The organism is Planctomyces sp. SH-PL14, assembly GCF_001610835.1.
Lineage (GTDB): Bacteria > Planctomycetota > Planctomycetia > Planctomycetales > Planctomycetaceae > Planctomyces_A.
In genome coordinates, this window is sequence record NZ_CP011270.1 from 1,302,806 (window position 1) to 1,318,480 (window position 15,675).

13 protein-coding genes are annotated in these 15,675 nt (G+C 66.9%); 6 read left to right on the forward strand and 7 right to left on the reverse strand.

The window, feature by feature from the left end; all coding sequences use genetic code 11:
* The first annotated feature begins 19 nt into the window (after positions 1-19).
* On the forward strand, positions 20-652 hold the full coding sequence (locus tag VT03_RS05140) for a CPBP family intramembrane glutamic endopeptidase (protein ID WP_075091997.1): 633 nt from the start codon (positions 20-22) through the stop codon (positions 650-652).
* Here VT03_RS05140 and VT03_RS05145 read toward each other — a convergent pair.
* Positions 646-1,149: a hypothetical protein gene (locus tag VT03_RS05145; RefSeq protein ID WP_082845949.1), complete on the reverse strand. Its 504-nt coding sequence runs from the start codon at positions 1,147-1,149 to the stop codon at positions 646-648. The two genes, VT03_RS05140 and VT03_RS05145, sit on opposite strands and share 7 nt — an antisense overlap.
* A 335-nt stretch (positions 1,150-1,484) precedes the next feature.
* On the opposite strand from VT03_RS05145, the gene VT03_RS05150 reads away from it, so the two are divergent.
* The 4 genes from VT03_RS05150 to VT03_RS05165 all read left to right on the forward strand — a co-directional run bounded on the left by VT03_RS05150 (position 1,485) and on the right by VT03_RS05165 (position 5,690).
* Positions 1,485-2,378 carry a phosphoribosylaminoimidazolesuccinocarboxamide synthase gene (locus tag VT03_RS05150; RefSeq protein WP_075091999.1) on the forward strand — a complete coding sequence of 298 codons (894 nt, stop codon included), beginning with the start codon at positions 1,485-1,487 and terminating at the stop codon, positions 2,376-2,378.
* Positions 2,379-2,871: 493 nt separating this feature from the next.
* The gene (locus VT03_RS05155) at positions 2,872-4,329 is read left to right on the forward strand and encodes a hypothetical protein (RefSeq protein ID WP_156514303.1); all 1,458 of its coding nucleotides are present in this window, start codon (positions 2,872-2,874) and stop codon (positions 4,327-4,329) included.
* Between the two features lie 201 nt (positions 4,330-4,530).
* Positions 4,531-5,022 carry an RNA polymerase sigma factor gene (locus VT03_RS05160; RefSeq protein ID WP_197489203.1) on the forward strand — a complete coding sequence of 164 codons (492 nt, stop codon included), beginning with the start codon at positions 4,531-4,533 and terminating at the stop codon, positions 5,020-5,022.
* Positions 5,019-5,690: a hypothetical protein gene (locus VT03_RS05165; RefSeq protein ID WP_075092002.1), complete on the forward strand. Its 672-nt coding sequence runs from the start codon at positions 5,019-5,021 to the stop codon at positions 5,688-5,690. Before VT03_RS05160 ends, VT03_RS05165 begins: the two co-directional genes overlap by 4 nt.
* Before the next feature lie 67 nt (positions 5,691-5,757).
* Here the strand turns inward: VT03_RS05165 and VT03_RS05170 are convergent, their stop codons facing one another.
* From VT03_RS05170 to VT03_RS05185, 4 genes are all read right to left on the reverse strand, one after another.
* Positions 5,758-6,153 (reverse strand): YidH family protein, encoded by a 396-nt coding sequence (locus VT03_RS05170; protein WP_075092003.1) that lies wholly within the window; start codon positions 6,151-6,153, stop codon positions 5,758-5,760.
* 49 nt (positions 6,154-6,202) lie between these two features.
* The gene (locus tag VT03_RS05175) at positions 6,203-8,587 is read right to left on the reverse strand and encodes a hypothetical protein (RefSeq protein ID WP_156514304.1); all 2,385 of its coding nucleotides are present in this window, start codon (positions 8,585-8,587) and stop codon (positions 6,203-6,205) included.
* Positions 8,588-9,292: 705 nt separating this feature from the next.
* The gene (locus VT03_RS05180; RefSeq protein ID WP_075092005.1) at positions 9,293-10,594 is read right to left on the reverse strand and encodes a DUF1501 domain-containing protein; all 1,302 of its coding nucleotides are present in this window, start codon (positions 10,592-10,594) and stop codon (positions 9,293-9,295) included.
* A gap of 129 nt (positions 10,595-10,723) precedes the next feature.
* A complete protein-coding gene (locus VT03_RS05185) occupies positions 10,724-13,450 on the reverse strand; it encodes a DUF1549 domain-containing protein (RefSeq protein ID WP_082845950.1) in 2,727 nt (908 codons plus the stop codon).
* 149 nt (positions 13,451-13,599) lie between these two features.
* Here VT03_RS05185 and VT03_RS35175 point away from each other — a divergent pair, with 149 nt between their 5' ends.
* Positions 13,600-14,097, forward strand: coding sequence for a pentapeptide repeat-containing protein (locus tag VT03_RS35175; protein WP_075092006.1), 498 nt, complete (start codon positions 13,600-13,602; stop codon positions 14,095-14,097).
* A gap of 317 nt (positions 14,098-14,414) precedes the next feature.
* On the opposite strand, the gene VT03_RS05195 is transcribed toward VT03_RS35175, so the two are convergent.
* Both VT03_RS05195 and VT03_RS05200 read right to left on the reverse strand, forming a co-directional pair.
* Positions 14,415-14,936 (reverse strand): hypothetical protein, encoded by a 522-nt coding sequence (locus VT03_RS05195; protein ID WP_075092007.1) that lies wholly within the window; start codon positions 14,934-14,936, stop codon positions 14,415-14,417.
* Positions 14,937-14,999: 63 nt separating this feature from the next.
* On the reverse strand, positions 15,000-15,566 hold the full coding sequence (locus tag VT03_RS05200) for an RNA polymerase sigma factor (protein ID WP_197489204.1): 567 nt from the start codon (positions 15,564-15,566) through the stop codon (positions 15,000-15,002).
* Positions 15,567-15,675: the final 109 nt, after the last annotated feature.

Sequence of the window (15,675 nt, forward strand, 5' to 3'; positions counted from 1 at the left end):
CGGCGTTTACGCCTTCGCCATGCCCGCACCCTCCCGTCGTGACCTGCTGCGGTGGGGGCTGCTGATTGAAGGGGGGCTCGTCCTTCTCGCGCTGCTCGGCGCGTGGCTCTTCCGCGTCGACCTTTCGTGCGTGAGGTGGACGCCGGCGGCGGTCTTGTGGGGACTGGGCGGAATTCTCCCGATGCTGGGCGTCTACCGCGTCAGCGGAGAGTTGCGGGATCGTGTCGTGGAGCTCCTGGGCCCGACCCTCATCCGCTGTCGCTGGTACGACCTTCTCCTCCTGGCCCTCCTGGCGGGCGTCGGCGAGGAACTCCTGTTTCGCGGCACGATCGAACTGGCCCTGGAGCGGTACCATCTCTGGGGCGGCATGATCCTGGCGAACCTGCTGTTCGGCCTGGCCCACAGCCTGTCGTGGCAGTATTTCGTCTTCGCCACGGTGATCGGCGTTTACCTGAGCTGGCTCTCAGGGTTCCCTGGTGAGCGGAACCTGTTGCCCGCGATCCTGGCGCACGGGCTCTACGACTTCGCAGCGTTTCTTCTGATCCGGAGAGAGGTCCGCGTCGCCTCGTCGGAGACAACCGCCGAATTCTCGTCGCTTCCGGTCCCGCCCTCCGCCCCAGCCCCGGGCGAGGGGGCCGACGACGGTCACTGAGCGGCGTACTGCTCGGCGTATTCGAGGACCCACTGCTCGATCATCTGCTCAAGGACGGTGACGTCCAGGGTCTCGAGCTGCTGGTAGTGCCGGCGGTGAAAGACTTCCCGGTTGCGGATCGTCCCCTTGGCCACGATCTCGACGATCGGCGCGGTCCCCAGCGGCGTGACGAGCATCTCCAGCCGCGAATAGAGCGACTCGGAGGAGCGTCCGGACTGGAGCCGCAGGTCGTCGCGGCTGACCTTCGCCCCCCAGCCGTCGGAGCCGATCAGCGACTGGTACTGGAAGCCGGGAAAGTGGTCGGCGAGTTTCCGCAGGCAGGTCTCGATCTTGTCCGAGAGCTCGGTCCGGGCCGAGGAGTGCCGGGAACGGACTTCCTCCGCGGAGAGCTGCCGCGCCAGTTCGGCCCGGTCGCGCGCGGTCCGGGAGCGCTCTCCCCGCGCGATCGCCTTCTCGAGTCTCTGCTGAAAATCCATGACAACCCCAGTCGTGCTCATGGCAGTGTCCTGCGTCTGACTTCGTGGTGCAAACCTGTCGTCAAAAAATGCTATGCCGCGCGTCGGCCGGACATAGCCCCGTTGCCGGGATGGCAGCCGCCCGGTCCGGCCTTACTGACCCTGCGGGGGCGACGTGCCGAATTGGCACATTTCCACGAGGTTTTGCGGTCGCTTGCGGCTGTCCTTCGACCCGGACACTTGTGAGCGGTCGGGCGAACGGCGTTCGCAACGCGATGGTTTCTTGATTCGCGGCCCCGCATGCCTCACGCTATCGCGGCTCGCTCCCAGCCCGGGGCCGGCTCCCTCCGCGCCCCTTTCCCGTGAGTCTTCCCGCGATGTCCCGTGCCCCGCTGCTCGAAAGCTCTCTTCCCGGCATCCCGGTCCGCCGGGGGAAGGTCCGCGAGGTGTACGATTTCGGGGACCGGCTCCTGCTCGTGGCCTCGGACCGGATCAGCGCCTTCGACTGGATCCTGCCGACGGGGATCGCCGACAAGGGGCGTGTGCTGACCAAGATCAGCGAGTTCTGGTTCTCCCACCTGAGGGAGGTACGGCACCACCTGCTGAGCATGAACCCCCGCGACCTTCCGCTGCCGGCCGGCGTCGACGCCGCGGCCCTCGACGGGCGGAGCATGGTCTGCCGCAAGACGCAGGTGGTCCCGGTCGAGTGCGTCGTCCGTGGATACCTGGCGGGGAGCGGTTGGAAGGAGTACCGCCAGAGCGGGACGGTGTGCGGGATCCGGCTTCCCGCCGGCCTGCAGGAGAGCAGTCAGCTTCCCGAGCCGATCTTCACCCCCGCCACGAAGGCCGAGGAGGGGCATGACGAGAACATCCCGTTCGAGCGGATGCAGGAGATCGTCGGCGCGCCGCTGGCGGAGACGCTCCGCAAGCTGAGTCTCGAGATCTATGCCCGCGGTGCGGCGCATGCTCGCAGCCGGGGAATCCTCATTGCGGACACGAAGTTCGAGTTCGGGCTGGTTGGCAGCGAGGTGATCCTGATCGACGAAGTGATGACTCCGGACAGTTCCCGGTTCTGGCCGATGGACCAGTATGCTCCCGGCCGCGGTCAGCCGTCGTTCGACAAGCAGTTTGTGCGGGACTGGCTGGAGCAGACGACGTGGGACAAGAACAGTCCTCCGCCGGAGTTGCCGCCGGAGATCGTGACGGGGACGCGTGACAAGTACATTGATGCGTACGAGCGGCTGACGGGTGCGGCGTTCGAGTGGAAGTGATCGCTGCTCGCCGGATCGCGTTCTTGCCGGCGCAGCTCTGTTTGCTCAAACCCAACGTGCGATGGCAGCCTGGGGTCAAGGGGGCAACCCCTTGCCGCCGGAGGCGCTTCTATGAGGAACCGTGGTGCACAACGGGCGTCCTTTTTGTGGAACCAGCTATGAGCACTCCTCTACACCACACCGCTGGCTCTGCAATCCCTGCGGGTTGGTGAGGGGGCATACGGCACGTTGTCCGCGCTTGGACACGCCCTCCTTCAGACATCTCTCGACGGCCAGGCCTCCGGCGGGCAAAGGGGCGTTGCCCCTCTGCACTCCCCACCAGGGGTACCCCCTGGACCCCGGCTGGTGACGCATCTCTTGTTATCACCGGACCTTCAGGTTGCCGTCCCGTTGGCGTCGTAGCGCAAATCGTTCTCGTCGCCGGTCGGAAAACGCCGTACACTGACCAGCAAACGCCCCCAGCGGGCGGCAATTGTCGAGCAAGTGGACGGACATGGCGGACTACTTCGTCGTCGAGTGCGGCACCGAAACCCTGACAGGCCTGGAGGTCCGCGTTTCCAAAGGGACCGCCGAACTCGTGCGCGCCGTCCGCTCGACTCAACCGACCGAGCCCGGAAAGAACTGGGACCACGACACCCCCCTCGCCATCGAAAACATCCGCCGGACCCGGAAGGAATCCGGCGTCCAGGCAAACCGGATCGTCCTGCTCCTCCCCCGCGAAGCCCTCGTCGCCCGCCAGCTCGACCTTCCCGACGTCCCAGACGACGAACTGCCCGACCTCGTCCGCTTCCAGGCCGCCGTCCGCTCCGCCGCCCCGGTCGAGTCGCTCGCTCTGGACTACATCCCGCTCCCCGCCGGACCGCATCCCGGCCGGCGAGTCCTCGTCTTCACCCACGACCGCGCCCGCATCGCCGAATGGCAGAAGGGGCTCGCCGCCGAGGAGATGGAACTCGCCGGATGCTTCGCCACGCCGATCGCGATGGCGGAGTTCGCCGACCGGATCCGGACCGTCGCCGATGACGAGACCCGGCTCCTCGTCTTCCAGCGGGGCGCCAAGATCGAACTGACGCTCGTCGACGAGCGGATGGTCGTCTTCTCCCACGGCACGCAGCTCCCTCCCGGCACGGGGATGACGCATGTCCAGCCGCTCCAGGCGGAACTCATCCGCACCACGGTCTCGCTCGGGCAGCTCCATCCGGGGGTCGAGATCGGCCAGGTGAGTTACCTTTGCGACGGCGAACCGGATGAGACCGTCGTCGGCCTGCTCGAACAGCGGTTCCCGTCCAAGGTGAGCATCGTCCGGGGATCGAAGCCGCTGGCCGCCGCCGGGGCTCTGTCCGGGAACCCGCCGGCGACGCTCGTCGGGGCGGGCCTTTCGCTCGGAACGCCGGCCGTCCCGCGGCTCGACCTCGTCAATCCCCGCAAGCCCGCCCCCAAGACCGACGGGCGGCGGAAGCAGATCCTGCGGGCCGCCTGCGGAGTGGGACTTGTCGCAATCATCGCGCTCGGCGTGTGGTGGCGGGCGGTCCTCGCCCGGGACGCGCAGATCCAGGAGCTGAACGATTCGATTGCGGCGCTCAGCGACACGTTGAAACAGGGTGAGCCGGCCCTCAAGGAGACGAAAGCGGTCGACCGCTGGTACACCGGAGTCGCCGCTCCGCTGACGACGCTGGACTCCTTTCAGCAGGTCCTGCCGGGGACCGACCGGCTGTACTTTGCCGAGTTGCACCTGGAGCCGGACCTCAAGATCGGCGGACGACCGCGGATCTCGGGTGTCGCCCGGGCCCGGACGGCGGAGGACAAGCAGGAACTGGAGCAGCGGCTCCGCGACAAGGGGTACGAGGTCCCGCCCAACGTGGCCACGACCGGCAAGAAGGACCCGGATTACCCCGTCGAATTCTCCGTCAACGTCGCGGTGCCGGCCCCTCCGGCTGGCAAGTCCGGGACATAAGGCCTCTTTCATCAAGGACTTGCGGGCGCGCCTGATTTCCGGGCGGTCCAGCGTTGCCGAAGACGGGGCGAGGGGATCGGCCCTCGCTGATCTCAGCGGCGATTGAAACCGCCGGTCCATCCGTCAGGTAACATGGATGCTGCCGTGACGGATGACCTGACTGAACTTGCCGAACGCTGCCGCGCCGGGGACGCAATTGCGATGCGTCAGCTGGTGGAGCGGCTGCATCGGCCGGTTCTCAGTCTCTGCCTGCGGATGATGGCCCATTATCAGGACGCGGAAGATGCGGCGCAGGAGTCGCTTGTCCGGATGGTGCGGTATCTCGACGGGTGGGACCGGTCGCGGGCGTTCGTGCCGTGGGTCATGGCGATCGCCGCCAACCGCTGCCGGACGGCGCGGCAGAAACGGCGGCAGCAGGCGACGAGCCAGCCCCTCGTTCATGAGGTTGAGGGCCGCGTCCCGGCGCACTCCAACGGGGACATCGCCCCGCTGGTGCAGCAGGCGCTGCACCAGCTCCGGGACGACTACCGCGTCGCCTTCATCCTGTTTCACATTGAAAACCTGTCCATCGCCGATGTCAGCGACTCGCTCCAGGTCCCGACCGGGACCGTCAAGGTGTGGCTGCACCGGGCACGCAAAGAACTGGCCGACATCCTCCGCACGCTGGGAGTCCAGCCGGGAGACGGATCATGAACATGCCGATGACCTGTGAGGAGTTCCGCGAGCGGCTCGAGGCCTGCCTCGACGAGCATCGTCGTGCCGGCGCGGAGCTGGCGGAGCACGCCGCGGCCTGCGGGAGCGAGGCGTGCCGCCGGGAGTGGGATGACGCGCAGCTGCTCCTCCACGTCGCCCGGTCGCTGGAGCGGCCGGTCTCGATGGAACTGGTCGAGCGGACCCTGGCCGATCTGGCCCAGCGGCCGGCGGTCGCCGTCGCCACTTCCTCCACCGCCTCGCGCCGGAAGTCGCCACAGGTCGCCGCGATGGGCCTGGGCTTCGTCACCGCCGCGGCGCTGATGATGGCCGTGATCGTCGGCCTGCGTCCCTCTGCCTCCGGCCCCGCTTCGAGCGTCGCCCGCGCTCCCGTGCGGCCGATCGAGTCCCCGGACGGGCCGGGGATGTCATCCGCTCACCTCGCCGCTCGGGCTCCCGCGTTCGTGGCCGACACCGTCCGCGAAGGGATCGACGGCCGGGCCCTTCGAGACATTCCGGTCCTCAGCCCGCTCGTCTCGACTGTGGAAGACACGATCACCCCGGTCGGGCAGGAACTCCGGGAATGGGTCATGGAGTTCCGCCGCGAGCCGGAGATGAACATGGACAGCTCGTCGCTCGCTCGCCCGGACGGCGTCGACGGCCGGGCCTGATCGGACGGCAGACGAAGCGACTCCGCTGGGACGTGGGCTGTCTGCAGCGGTTTGGTCATATGACCGGCTACGGCGCCGAGAGAATGAGGTAGAGGGCGACGCCCGCTCCCGCGACGCAGAGAATGGCCGCCAGGCCAATGCCGGCCTGCGACGGCTCGAGCCGCCACGGATCAGGGCTGCGGAGGCGGCGGATCGTCTGAACGTGCTGCACCGCCGAACCGGCCAGGACGCCGACCCCCAGGAAGATCATCAGCGTCCCGATCCAGAACGAGACGCCCGACGATGCGTGCGGCCGGATGTGCTCCGCCGCCGCCAGTTCCCGCAGGAAGAGGCCGAAGCGGGCGACCACAAAGCCGAATCCCATCAGGGCCAGCCCCGTCCGGATCCAGGCTAGAAACGTCCGCTCCGCCGCAAAGGCCACGCGCGGATCGGCGGAGGGCAAGTCCTGCGGTTTCTCAGGCATCACGATCGCCGCGAGACAGAAGAAGCGGAACGAGTCTCCCGGGCGCCTCTCATTTCTTCATCGCCTCGACGAACCCCAGCCGGATCGCCGCGCGGTCCGTGTGGTTGAGGGCCGTGGTCTCGGCCGTCAGCCGCCACATCTCGGGCCAGGTGTTGTCAAGAATCGAACGCGACGCGATCAGCCGCAGCGCGTCCTCGCGGATCAGCGGGTCGCGAAGGCGATGGGCGAAGTCAAACGCCTTCGCCGTTCCGAGGTTCCCGGTCACCGCCCCGAGAACGCGGATGTCGGTCCGCCACCGCTCGATGTTCGGATTCGCGTAAACCCCCCGCAGGGCTTCGGCCGCCCCTTCGGGGTTCCCCGCGTCGAACGCGGCCCGGGCCTGCACCAGCCCGGTGAGGTTCGCCGGGACCTGGAGGCCGGCGTCCGCCCCCTTGAGGCTCGCGACGAGGTCCGTCTTGCCGGCCTGCTCGGCCGCCTGGAGCAGCATTCCCCCCAGCGGGCTGGCGAGGTACTTCTCCTGGTCATTACCGCGGGCCTTCTGCCGCTCGATCACAAGCGGGACCACCTGCTCGAGCATCCCGCGGTCGACCGCCCGCTGCAGGAAGAGCTCGGCGAGGTGCTTCCGGCGGTGGCTGATCTCCAGGAGTGCCTGGAGCTGCCGGCGGTAGCGGGTGGCGGCGAGCCGCAGCTTGGGCGCGTCGTTCGGAAGGTTGAGGGCGGTCCGCAGCCGTGTCTGGATCTCGTCCGACTGCTTCTCGGCCTGATCGAGCTGAGCCTGGACGGCGTCGGCGGAGGGCGTCGCGCTCCGCAGGACGGCCAGCCCCTTCTCAAGGTTCGTCCAGCCTTCGGGCTTCTTCGCCAGCCGCATCTGAAGGTCGGCGACGTCCGCCAGAGCGAGCGCGGAGTCGAGCGCCGCGAACGGGTCCGGAAGTCCGGCGAAGGGTCGGCCTTCGCTGTAGTAGATGTCCGTCATTTCCGGAATCGCCATCCCCTTTCCGGGAGCGATTCCGGAGGCGAGGGCTTCGGCCTTGGCGAGCGCCGCGGCGGCCCCTGCCTGGTTCTTCTTGAGCAGTTCGGCATCGGCCACCGCGACCAGCATCCGGATCTTGCCGGCCGGCTCGGCGGCGGCGAACTCGGCGGCGAGGGCTTCGGGGACGCCCGACTCGGCCCGCGACGGGACGTTCGAGCTGACCGCGGCGGCACACGCCGCGAGGGCGGCATCCCGGACCGCGGGGTTGGGAGCGGACTTGGCCCACTTGATCGCCAGGGCCGGATCTCCCTTGAGAGCCGCGCTGAAGGCGGTCGCCGACATCGCGGTCTGGGGATTGGCATACAGGAACGACATCTGGCTGGCGGCGGTGACGTCGAACGTCCCGGTCTCGCGGGCGACGAGCCAGATCGCCGAGGCCCGGGCGCGGTCGTCGGACGGGATCTCCTGGACGAGGACGGTCGCCTCGCCGTCCCGCCCGAGACCGACCAGAAGAGCCGCGAGCGACGTCGCGGCGTCGATCGCCTCCCGGCCGACCTTGGCGAGCTTTTCCGACGCCTTGAGGGCCGCGTCGGCGCTGGCGGTGGCGGCGGTCTTGTCCCCCCGCTTGAGGTCGGCCCACGCCAGGCGGACGAGGGGCTCGATCTCATACGTTCCGCGGCTCCCCCCGATCTGCTTCACGAGGGTGATCTGCTCCTTGGCCTCGGCGGTCTTGCCCCGGAGGGCCAGGGCCTCGGCGGCGTACTGCTTGGTGACCGGCTGGCTGCGGGTTTCCCCCCGCTGCTGCGAGTCTTTCACAATCTCCTTGAGCGACTTCGTTTCCAGATCGCCCACGTTGGCGGGAGGCTTGTCGGTCACCTCCTGCACATTGCCATCGGGGATGAGGTTGTTCGTCTCGTTCTTCTTCTGCTCGGGGGTCGGTTGCTCGATTTTTCTGTCCACGACTTCCGGCGTCTTGACCTCCGGTCCCTTCAGGACGAAGAAGTAGACCGCGCCGCCGATCACCGCCGCGCCGACGACCCCCAGGATCGAGAGCGTCGCGGCCGACATCCCCTTGTCGACGACGACCTCTTCCTTCTTGGCGAGCGCCGGGGCCCGGAAGACCGGGACCATGCAGTCGGGATTGCAGCACTTGACGTCGCGGCCCGCCTGCTTTTCGGTGATGTAGCCCTTCGTCTCGCACATCGGGCAGACGACTTCGATCGAGCGTCCCTTGGCCGGCTTGGGGCTGACGGGAGAGGTGGAGCGGAGGGCGGAGTTGTCGACGTCGAACGGGTCGTTCGATTCAGGCGGCTTGGGGGCGGGCTTCTCCGCGCGGGCCGCCGGTTTCGCCCCTGCGCCCGCAGGTGCTCCGGAGGCGGCCGGGACGGAGGGACTGGACTTCTTCTGCGCTGGTTTGGCCGCCTGCGGGGCGGGTTTGGGAGCGGCGCCCGGCTTCCCGGACATGGAGGCTCCGCAGAACGGGCATTCCTGGGCGTCGTCCTCGAGGACGGAGGCCTTGCACGAGGGGCAGTTGCGGAAATCCATAGGTTGAGTCGGCGACGTGAGAGAAGGGGATTCCCCAAGTATAACGTAAAGGCGGGGAAGTTCTTGCGCGAGAACGGCCGCGTCGGCCACTTTCGAACTTCGGCCCGCCCCTGGACATCTGGGGCATTGTGGCCAGCCTCGGCTACGTCGATCCACCCCGCGCCCGGATTCTGCCCCCACCGGGTCCAGGGTCCCCCTGGTGGGGAGTGCAGAGGGGCAAAGCCCCTTTGCCCGCCGGAGGCCGGGCCGTCGGGAGATGTCTGAAGGAGCACGTATCCAAACGCGGACCGCGCGCCGTATGGCCCCTCACCAAACCTGCGTAGATTGCAGAGCGAGCGGTGAGGCTTCATCGCCGATACCACAAAGTGGGCGCCCGTTGCTTACCACGGTTCCTCGTTGAAGCGCCTCCGGCGGCAAGGGGGCCAGGAAAACAACACAGCCCCCCTTGACCCCGGCTGCCGTGGCACAATGGGTTTAAGGTAGCCATACCGTGCCGGCCAGGACGCGGTTCGGAAAGCCCCAAAACGAAAACGGGCGGAACCGCCGCCGCGATTCCGCCCGTCAAACACCGAGAGTTCCAGGGATACCCGCCTCCCCGCCTCTCTCGATGGCAAGTCGTCTGCCCTACGCAAACAGCTCCGGAATGATCTGCCCTTCCCGGACAATCATGACCGGCCGGCCGCTGGAGGTGTGATACTCCTTCGTGTGGTCGATCCCGAGCGTGTGATAGAACGAAGCGGCGATGTTGTCCGGCGAGTAACCCTTGCCGTCCGCCGGGAACTCGCCCTTGTCGTCCGAGGCCCCCAGCACCTGGCCCCCCTTGATCCCGCCCCCCGCCATGAGCTGGAACATCGCACGCGGATAATGGTCGCGGCCGGCGGTCTTGTTGATCTTCGGCGTCCGGCCGAACTCCCCGGTCACGTAAACCGTCGTCGTCTCCAGGAGCCCCCGATCCGAAAGGGCGGTGAGCAGCGAGGACAGCCCCTGGTCGATCGGCGGGAGGAGGTTCGTCTTGAGGCGGTTCCAGTTGTCGTTGTGGGTGTCCCAGCCGCCCGTCGAGATCGTGACGAACCGCACGCCGGACTCGACAAGCCGTGTCGCCAGCAGGCAGCTCTGGCCGAAGCCGCTCTTCCCGAACTTCTCGGAAACCTCCGGCTTCTCCTTGCTGATGTCGAACGCCGCCCGGGCCCGCGGCGACGTGATCATCTCATACGCCTGCTGCGAGAACCGGTCGAGCCCCTCCAGAAGCTGGCTGTTCTTCTCGTACCCGGCAAAGGCGGTGTCGAGCTGCTTGAGGAGCCCCTGCCGCTTCTCGACGTCCTCGATCGTCAGGCCGTTGCCGAGGGCGATCCCGCGGACGTTGAACGACTGCCCCTGGACCGGAGTCTTGCCGGTGTTGAGGGGGCTGTACTGGACGCCGAGATAACCCGCTTTCTGGGCGCTGTTGGGAATGGCCACGCTGTTCGGCAGGTCCCGCGGTCCGCCAAGTTCCTTGCTCGCCACGGCGGCAAAGCCCGGGAACTCGAGCGACGGGAGCGGACGGTTGCCGGTGTTGACGTATTCCGAGCCGAGCTGGTGGGCGGCGATCGAGTGCGACACCCCCCGCAGGATCGTGAACTTGTCCATCGTCGAGGCGAGCAGCGGCAGGTGCTCGCAGATCTCGATCCCGGAGACCTTGGTCTGGATCGGCTTGAACTCGCCGCGATGGGTGTCCGGAGCGTTCGGCTTGAGGTCGAACGTGTCCATGTGGGTCGGACCGCCCGGCAGGTTGATGAAGATCGCCGCCTTGGCCTTGGCACCGGGGACCTGCGGAGCCCCGTGGCTCATCCGCAGGAAGCTGCCGAACGTCAGGCCGGTCGCGCCGAGGACTCCCACCTTGAGGAAGTCTCGCCGCCGAACGCCGTCGCAGGTGATGTTGAGGGACATGGGAACTCCGTGGGAGAGGTATCAGGTGTGAGGTATCAGGTATCAGGAACGACGAGAGGAGGCTGGTGAAGAGGTTCGATGCCTTGCCGGATAACCGACCCCGGCACCTGATCCCTCTCCCCCTTCCACTCAGTGATTCACAATGAACTCTTTGGTGTTCAGCAGCGTCCACAGCAGGTCGCGGGTGCCGGAGACCGTGTCCTTGGCGTCGCGGACGAAGCCGACGGCGAGGGACTTTTCCGCGTCGGTCGGGTACCGGTTGACCGTCCGCAGGTACACCTCTTCGACGATCCGCGAGACATCCGCCGCCGCGACCGCCACGGGGGCGGCCGGGGCTTCCGTCGTCTTCTCGTCGCGGGCCTTCGGCTTCTTGTCGCCGCCGGCATACTTCTTCTGATACTCCGCCAGGAGGTCTTCCGCCCGGGCCTGCCGCTTCTTGTTGTCTTCCTTCTTCGCCCGTTCGATCTGCTGCTTGAACCGGGCCACGACCTGGTCGTAGTCGGCGGGCCGCTTGGCGTCTTCCTTCTTCCCCCCCTTGTCGGTCTTGGCCGGGTCCGTCTGCGGGGTGTACTTGACCTTCATCTCCTGCGCCACGCTCGCCAGCCACCCCTCCTTGGTCCGGTCGATCGACGAGAGGAACTCGCCGTCGTTCCGCAGATAAAGAGTCTGGAGCAGGCTGGCATCGGACGAACGATCGCAGTCGCAGTTCGACTCGCGGATCGAGCGACCGAAGACGTTCAGGGCGTAGAACGAGCCGTTGAGGTTGTTGTTCCGCGGGTTCGAGGGGATCGTCAGCGACCGCCCCTTCAGGTCGTCCTTGAAGGTCTTGGCCCGGTCGGACGAGGCGGTCGCCATCGCCACCGCGTCCACCGCGACTTCCGCCGGCAGCCGACGGGGGACCGCCCGGCCGAAGTTCCGCTCGTCGAGCTTGTTGGTCTCATTCGGCTTCCACGACGTCTGGTAGGTCCGGCTGTTGGCAATTGTCCGGTGGACCCACTTCATGTCGTAACCGCTCTCGACAAAGCCCTTCGCCAGGTAGTCGAGCAGTTCCTCGTTGCAGGCCGGGTTCGCGAGGTTCATGTCGTCCGTCGGCTCGACGATCCCCCGGTTGAAGTAACCGGCCCAGACGCGGTTCACGAAGGACCGGGCGAACAGCGGGTTCGTCCGCAGCCACTCCATCATCGCCCCCCGCGGATCGGCGATCTCCTCGATCGCCACGACATCGCCGCCGAGGAGCTTCGCCGTCGGGTAGTCCGGTCCGTTGTACTTCTTGGCGTTCGCCTTGGGCTCCTTCTTGGGGCGGGCGTTCGTCTTGGCCTTGCTGACAAACAGCTCCGGCATCGGAACGGCCTTCCCCTCCTTGAGGTACTTCGGGATCTCCTTCCGCAGGTCGTTCCCCTTCAAGTTCTGGGGAATCCCCGCCGCCGTCAGGACCGCTTCATACTCCTTCCGGTCCTGGCCGTTCTGGGAGTAGCGAATGCGGGTAAAGAAGTTTTCGAACTGCTTGAAGTCGTCCTGCGACCACTGGTCGAAGGGGTGCTTGTGGCACTGGGCGCACTGGATCCGCAGGCTGAGGAAGGTGTAAGCAAACCCGATCGCCCGGTCCTCCGGCTTCACGAAGTTCCGGCGTCCCCAGAAGTAGGTCAGGCCGTCGTTCTTGGCGTAGCCTTCGGCCCCGTCGGCCCGGATGCGGTCGCTCTCCCGCTTGCAGTAATCGGCGTAGCTCTCCCCTTCCTTGCGGCTGTTCGCCAGGACGATCCCCGACACGAGATCGTCGTAGGGGACATTGTCGGCGACGCGCTTGTAGATCCAGGCATACCACTCGGCGCTGGGCGACTCGCGGGAGACGCCGACGTTGTTGAGCTGCGTGTCCGAGTTGCCGGTCCAGTCGTTGAGCTTCGTCGACCACCACGCGGCGTAGGCGGGGGTCTCGAGGAGAGCGTCGATCTTCTTCGCCCGCTTGTCGGGCGTGCTGTCCTGCAGAAAGCTCCGGACTTCGTCGGCCGACGGCAGCGTCCCCGTGATGTCGAGGCTCACCCGGCGCAGGAACTCGGCGTCATCCGCCGCGTCCGAGGGGACGATCCCGAGCTTCTTGAGCTTGGCGACCACCAGTTCGTCGACGCGGGTCGGCGTCGCGACCTTCGGATACTTCGGACCGAGCTTGTCGGAGACCGGCCGGATCACGGGGACCGGGACGACCGCCCGGTCGTAGAAGGCCACGACGTGCGTGTCGCCGGCGTCGCTCGCCGTCACGAGACCGGTCTGGCTGATCTCGCAGACCTGCGGATCGTTCGACTGGAACCGGCACAGGCAGGTAACGTCTTCGCTCGTACCATCCGCCCAGCGGGCGATCACCTTCAGCGGCTGCGTCTGTCCCTTGGTATCGAAGCGGATCTCCTTCGGAGTGACGTCGAGAGCCGTGAGCACCATCGGCTCCTCGGTCCCCTTGGCTCCCGCCTTGATCCAGTTCAGGAAGACGTTGTATTCCCAGCTCCCGACGTCGAACCGCTTTCCTCCCTTGTGCGGCGTGGCGAGGGTCGCCTTCTCCATCGCGTAGCTCTTGGCGGGCTCATCGAGGTCGAGCCGCTCCGCCAGCCCCTCGTGGTCCATCTTGAAGTCGTATCCGAACAGCGAGAGCCGGAAGCCCCCCTGTCCCTGGAACGACCCGTGGCAGGCCCGGCCGTTGCAGCCGAGCTTGCCCATCAGCGGAACGAGGTGCCGCTGGAAGTCGGGCGTCTCCTCAACCCCCGCCTTCTGGAACCGCTGCTGCGCGGGGGGAAGGGGGGCGGCGGCGAAGACAGCCTGCGACCACGAAATGATGGCGGTCGACAGGAGAATCCATCGGGTGAGTTTCATTCCAGAACTTCCGCAATACGGGAGGATGTTCGCGTCCGTGGCGGCGGCTTCCGATCGACATCGGAGATGTCTCTGAAGACCGCGCTCGATCGATTGAGTCGGAGAATCAGTCTTTCTTTGCAGACTTCGGCGTCTCCGCCGCGTCCTTCGTGGGAGCCCCCTTCTCGGGGGCGGATTTCGCCGGGACCGCCTTCTCGGGTGCCGACTTCTCTGATGCAGATTTTTCTGCGGCCGGCCTGTCCGGTACCGGCTTTTCCTTCGCGGCCGGGGCGGCGTTGGCCGCCTTGACGTCGCGCTTCTTCGGTGCGGATTTCAGCAGCTTGTCGACCTCGCGGTCGATCCGCTCGTCCCGGTTCGACTCCGCCTCGGCCAGCTCGGCTTTGGTTTTCGACAGCTGTGTGGTCAGCCGGTCGCGGTTGAACTTCAGGAGACGGAGCTTCACGTCCTCCCGCCGGGCGACGAGGTTCCGCAGCTCCTCCTTCAGCGAGCCGGAGCTGTCGTCCATCATCGTCCGGGCGACGGTGAGGCGGATCCGGGACTCGATCTTCCACTGCTCCAGGTCGAATTCGTACCGGCCGGGATTGTTCACCCGGGTGCGGGCCAGACGTTCGCTGTCGCGGAACAGGGCGTGGATCCCCTTCTCATAGGCGGCGCGGTTCGACCCCTTCAGGTTCGTCAGCAGGTCCGCGAGTTCCGCATGGTGTTCGCGGGCAAACTCCAGGGCCGCCTGCTCCCGCTCCGCGTTCATCTTGGTCGCGGAGTCCAACCTGGCAGCGCCGGCTTTGGTCTCCGCCTTCGGAGCGGCGGTCACCGAGACCTTGCTCTTCCCCTTCTCCGGACCGTCGGCCCGCACTGTGGCGAGAGGGAGCGAAGCCAGGACGAGCAGCCCCCACGCGAAACGAGCCGGCTGCCGGCCCATCCGAACGACGCTCTCCAGGGTGGCGGAAACGGTTCTGGTCATGTTTCAGAGCTCCTCTTCCTGAGGGCGGCCGGAGTCATCCATCCGGCCTTCGGCTTCGACTGCGGCGAACAGCCAGTCGGGCACGTCGAGCGCGTTGATCTCGTCGTCCGATGGATCGACGCCCATCGACTCCGGACCGTCTTCGTCATCAGCCGAGGAAGCGAAGAGCGAGTCGAGGACTTCGGGGTGGGAGAGCTCCAGGCTCCCCTTCGCCATTTCCACCTGCCGAGGCGTCTGCTGGACGAGGGCCACGACGCCAACCATCGCGACGGCCGCCACGCTCCAGCCGAACCGGCGGAGGAGCTGCCGAGAATCCGGCACAGCCTCGTGAAGCGGCGCGGGGAACGGCACATCGCCCACCGCCTGGTGAATCAGCACCACATCGGCCAGGGCCGCCGCCAGTTCCTCGTCTTCGCCGAGCCGGGTCTCGAACGCCTCCACCTCGGCGGACGACAGCTCTCCCAGCAGATAGCGCTGGGCCCACTGCAGGCGGTCGTCGGATGAAAGGGGGGCGTCGGAGGACATGGGGATCTCGATCAGACTACTTGTATGAGGTCATCCGTTTTGATGTTCGAGCCAGCCGCCGCTCTACTCCCGCGGCGACGATTCCGTTTCGGACAGGGCGGCTCGCAGTTTCTCGAGGGCCAGCCGGTTTCGCGTCAGGACGGTTCCCAGGGGAACATCGAGCTCTTCGGCGATCGCGGCGAAGGTTTTCTCTCCATAGATCCGCTGCTCCACGACATACCGCTGGTCGCGAGGCAGGTTTTCCAGGGCCCGGTGGACCCGTTCGATCGTCTCCCGCTTCACCAGGGGATCGTCGGCGATCCGCTGGGCCGTCTCGCCGCCGCTCCCTCCGCCCGGCGTCTCCACCGCGCGGCTTTCGACCATCCGCTGGAGGGCGTCGCTGGCAACCCTGGCTTTCCGGCGGATCAGCATGGCCTCGTTGTAGGCCACCCGAAACAGCCAGCCCCGAATGCCGTCCGGCGTTCCCTCAGGGAGGGCCCGCACGGCTTGCCGAAATGTGTTCTGCAGGGCCTCGGAGGCCAGTTCCACGTTCCGCAGGACGCCGTACAGGAATGCCCGGAGTTTCTCCCCATGCTGCGCGTACAACTCCGCGACCAGCTCCGATCGCCGGGTTGACTCCGCGTCACTCACAAAGGCTGCATCTCCTGGCAGTCACCTGAATCAATGCGCGCATGGCGGCGAATATTCCTTGAGATTCCACAAACGATCACCAGCCCACAGGAAGTTCGCAACACATTTC

Coding starts and splice junctions, on each gene's coding strand:
- VT03_RS05140 (WP_075091997.1), top strand. CDS start 20: ATGCCCGCACCCTCCCGTCGTGACCTGCTGCGGTGGGGGCTGCTGATT.
- VT03_RS05145 (WP_082845949.1), bottom strand. CDS start 1,149: ATGAGCACGACTGGGGTTGTCATGGATTTTCAGCAGAGACTCGAGAAG.
- VT03_RS05150 (WP_075091999.1), top strand. CDS start 1,485: ATGTCCCGTGCCCCGCTGCTCGAAAGCTCTCTTCCCGGCATCCCGGTC.
- VT03_RS05155 (WP_156514303.1), top strand. CDS start 2,872: ATGGCGGACTACTTCGTCGTCGAGTGCGGCACCGAAACCCTGACAGGC.
- VT03_RS05160 (WP_197489203.1), top strand. CDS start 4,531: ATGCGTCAGCTGGTGGAGCGGCTGCATCGGCCGGTTCTCAGTCTCTGC.
- VT03_RS05165 (WP_075092002.1), top strand. CDS start 5,019: ATGAACATGCCGATGACCTGTGAGGAGTTCCGCGAGCGGCTCGAGGCC.
- VT03_RS05170 (WP_075092003.1), bottom strand. CDS start 6,153: ATGCCTGAGAAACCGCAGGACTTGCCCTCCGCCGATCCGCGCGTGGCC.
- VT03_RS05175 (WP_156514304.1), bottom strand. CDS start 8,587: ATGTCCGGGAAGCCGGGCGCCGCTCCCAAACCCGCCCCGCAGGCGGCC.
- VT03_RS05180 (WP_075092005.1), bottom strand. CDS start 10,594: ATGTCCCTCAACATCACCTGCGACGGCGTTCGGCGGCGAGACTTCCTC.
- VT03_RS05185 (WP_082845950.1), bottom strand. CDS start 13,450: ATGAAACTCACCCGATGGATTCTCCTGTCGACCGCCATCATTTCGTGG.
- VT03_RS05195 (WP_075092007.1), bottom strand. CDS start 14,936: ATGTCCTCCGACGCCCCCCTTTCATCCGACGACCGCCTGCAGTGGGCC.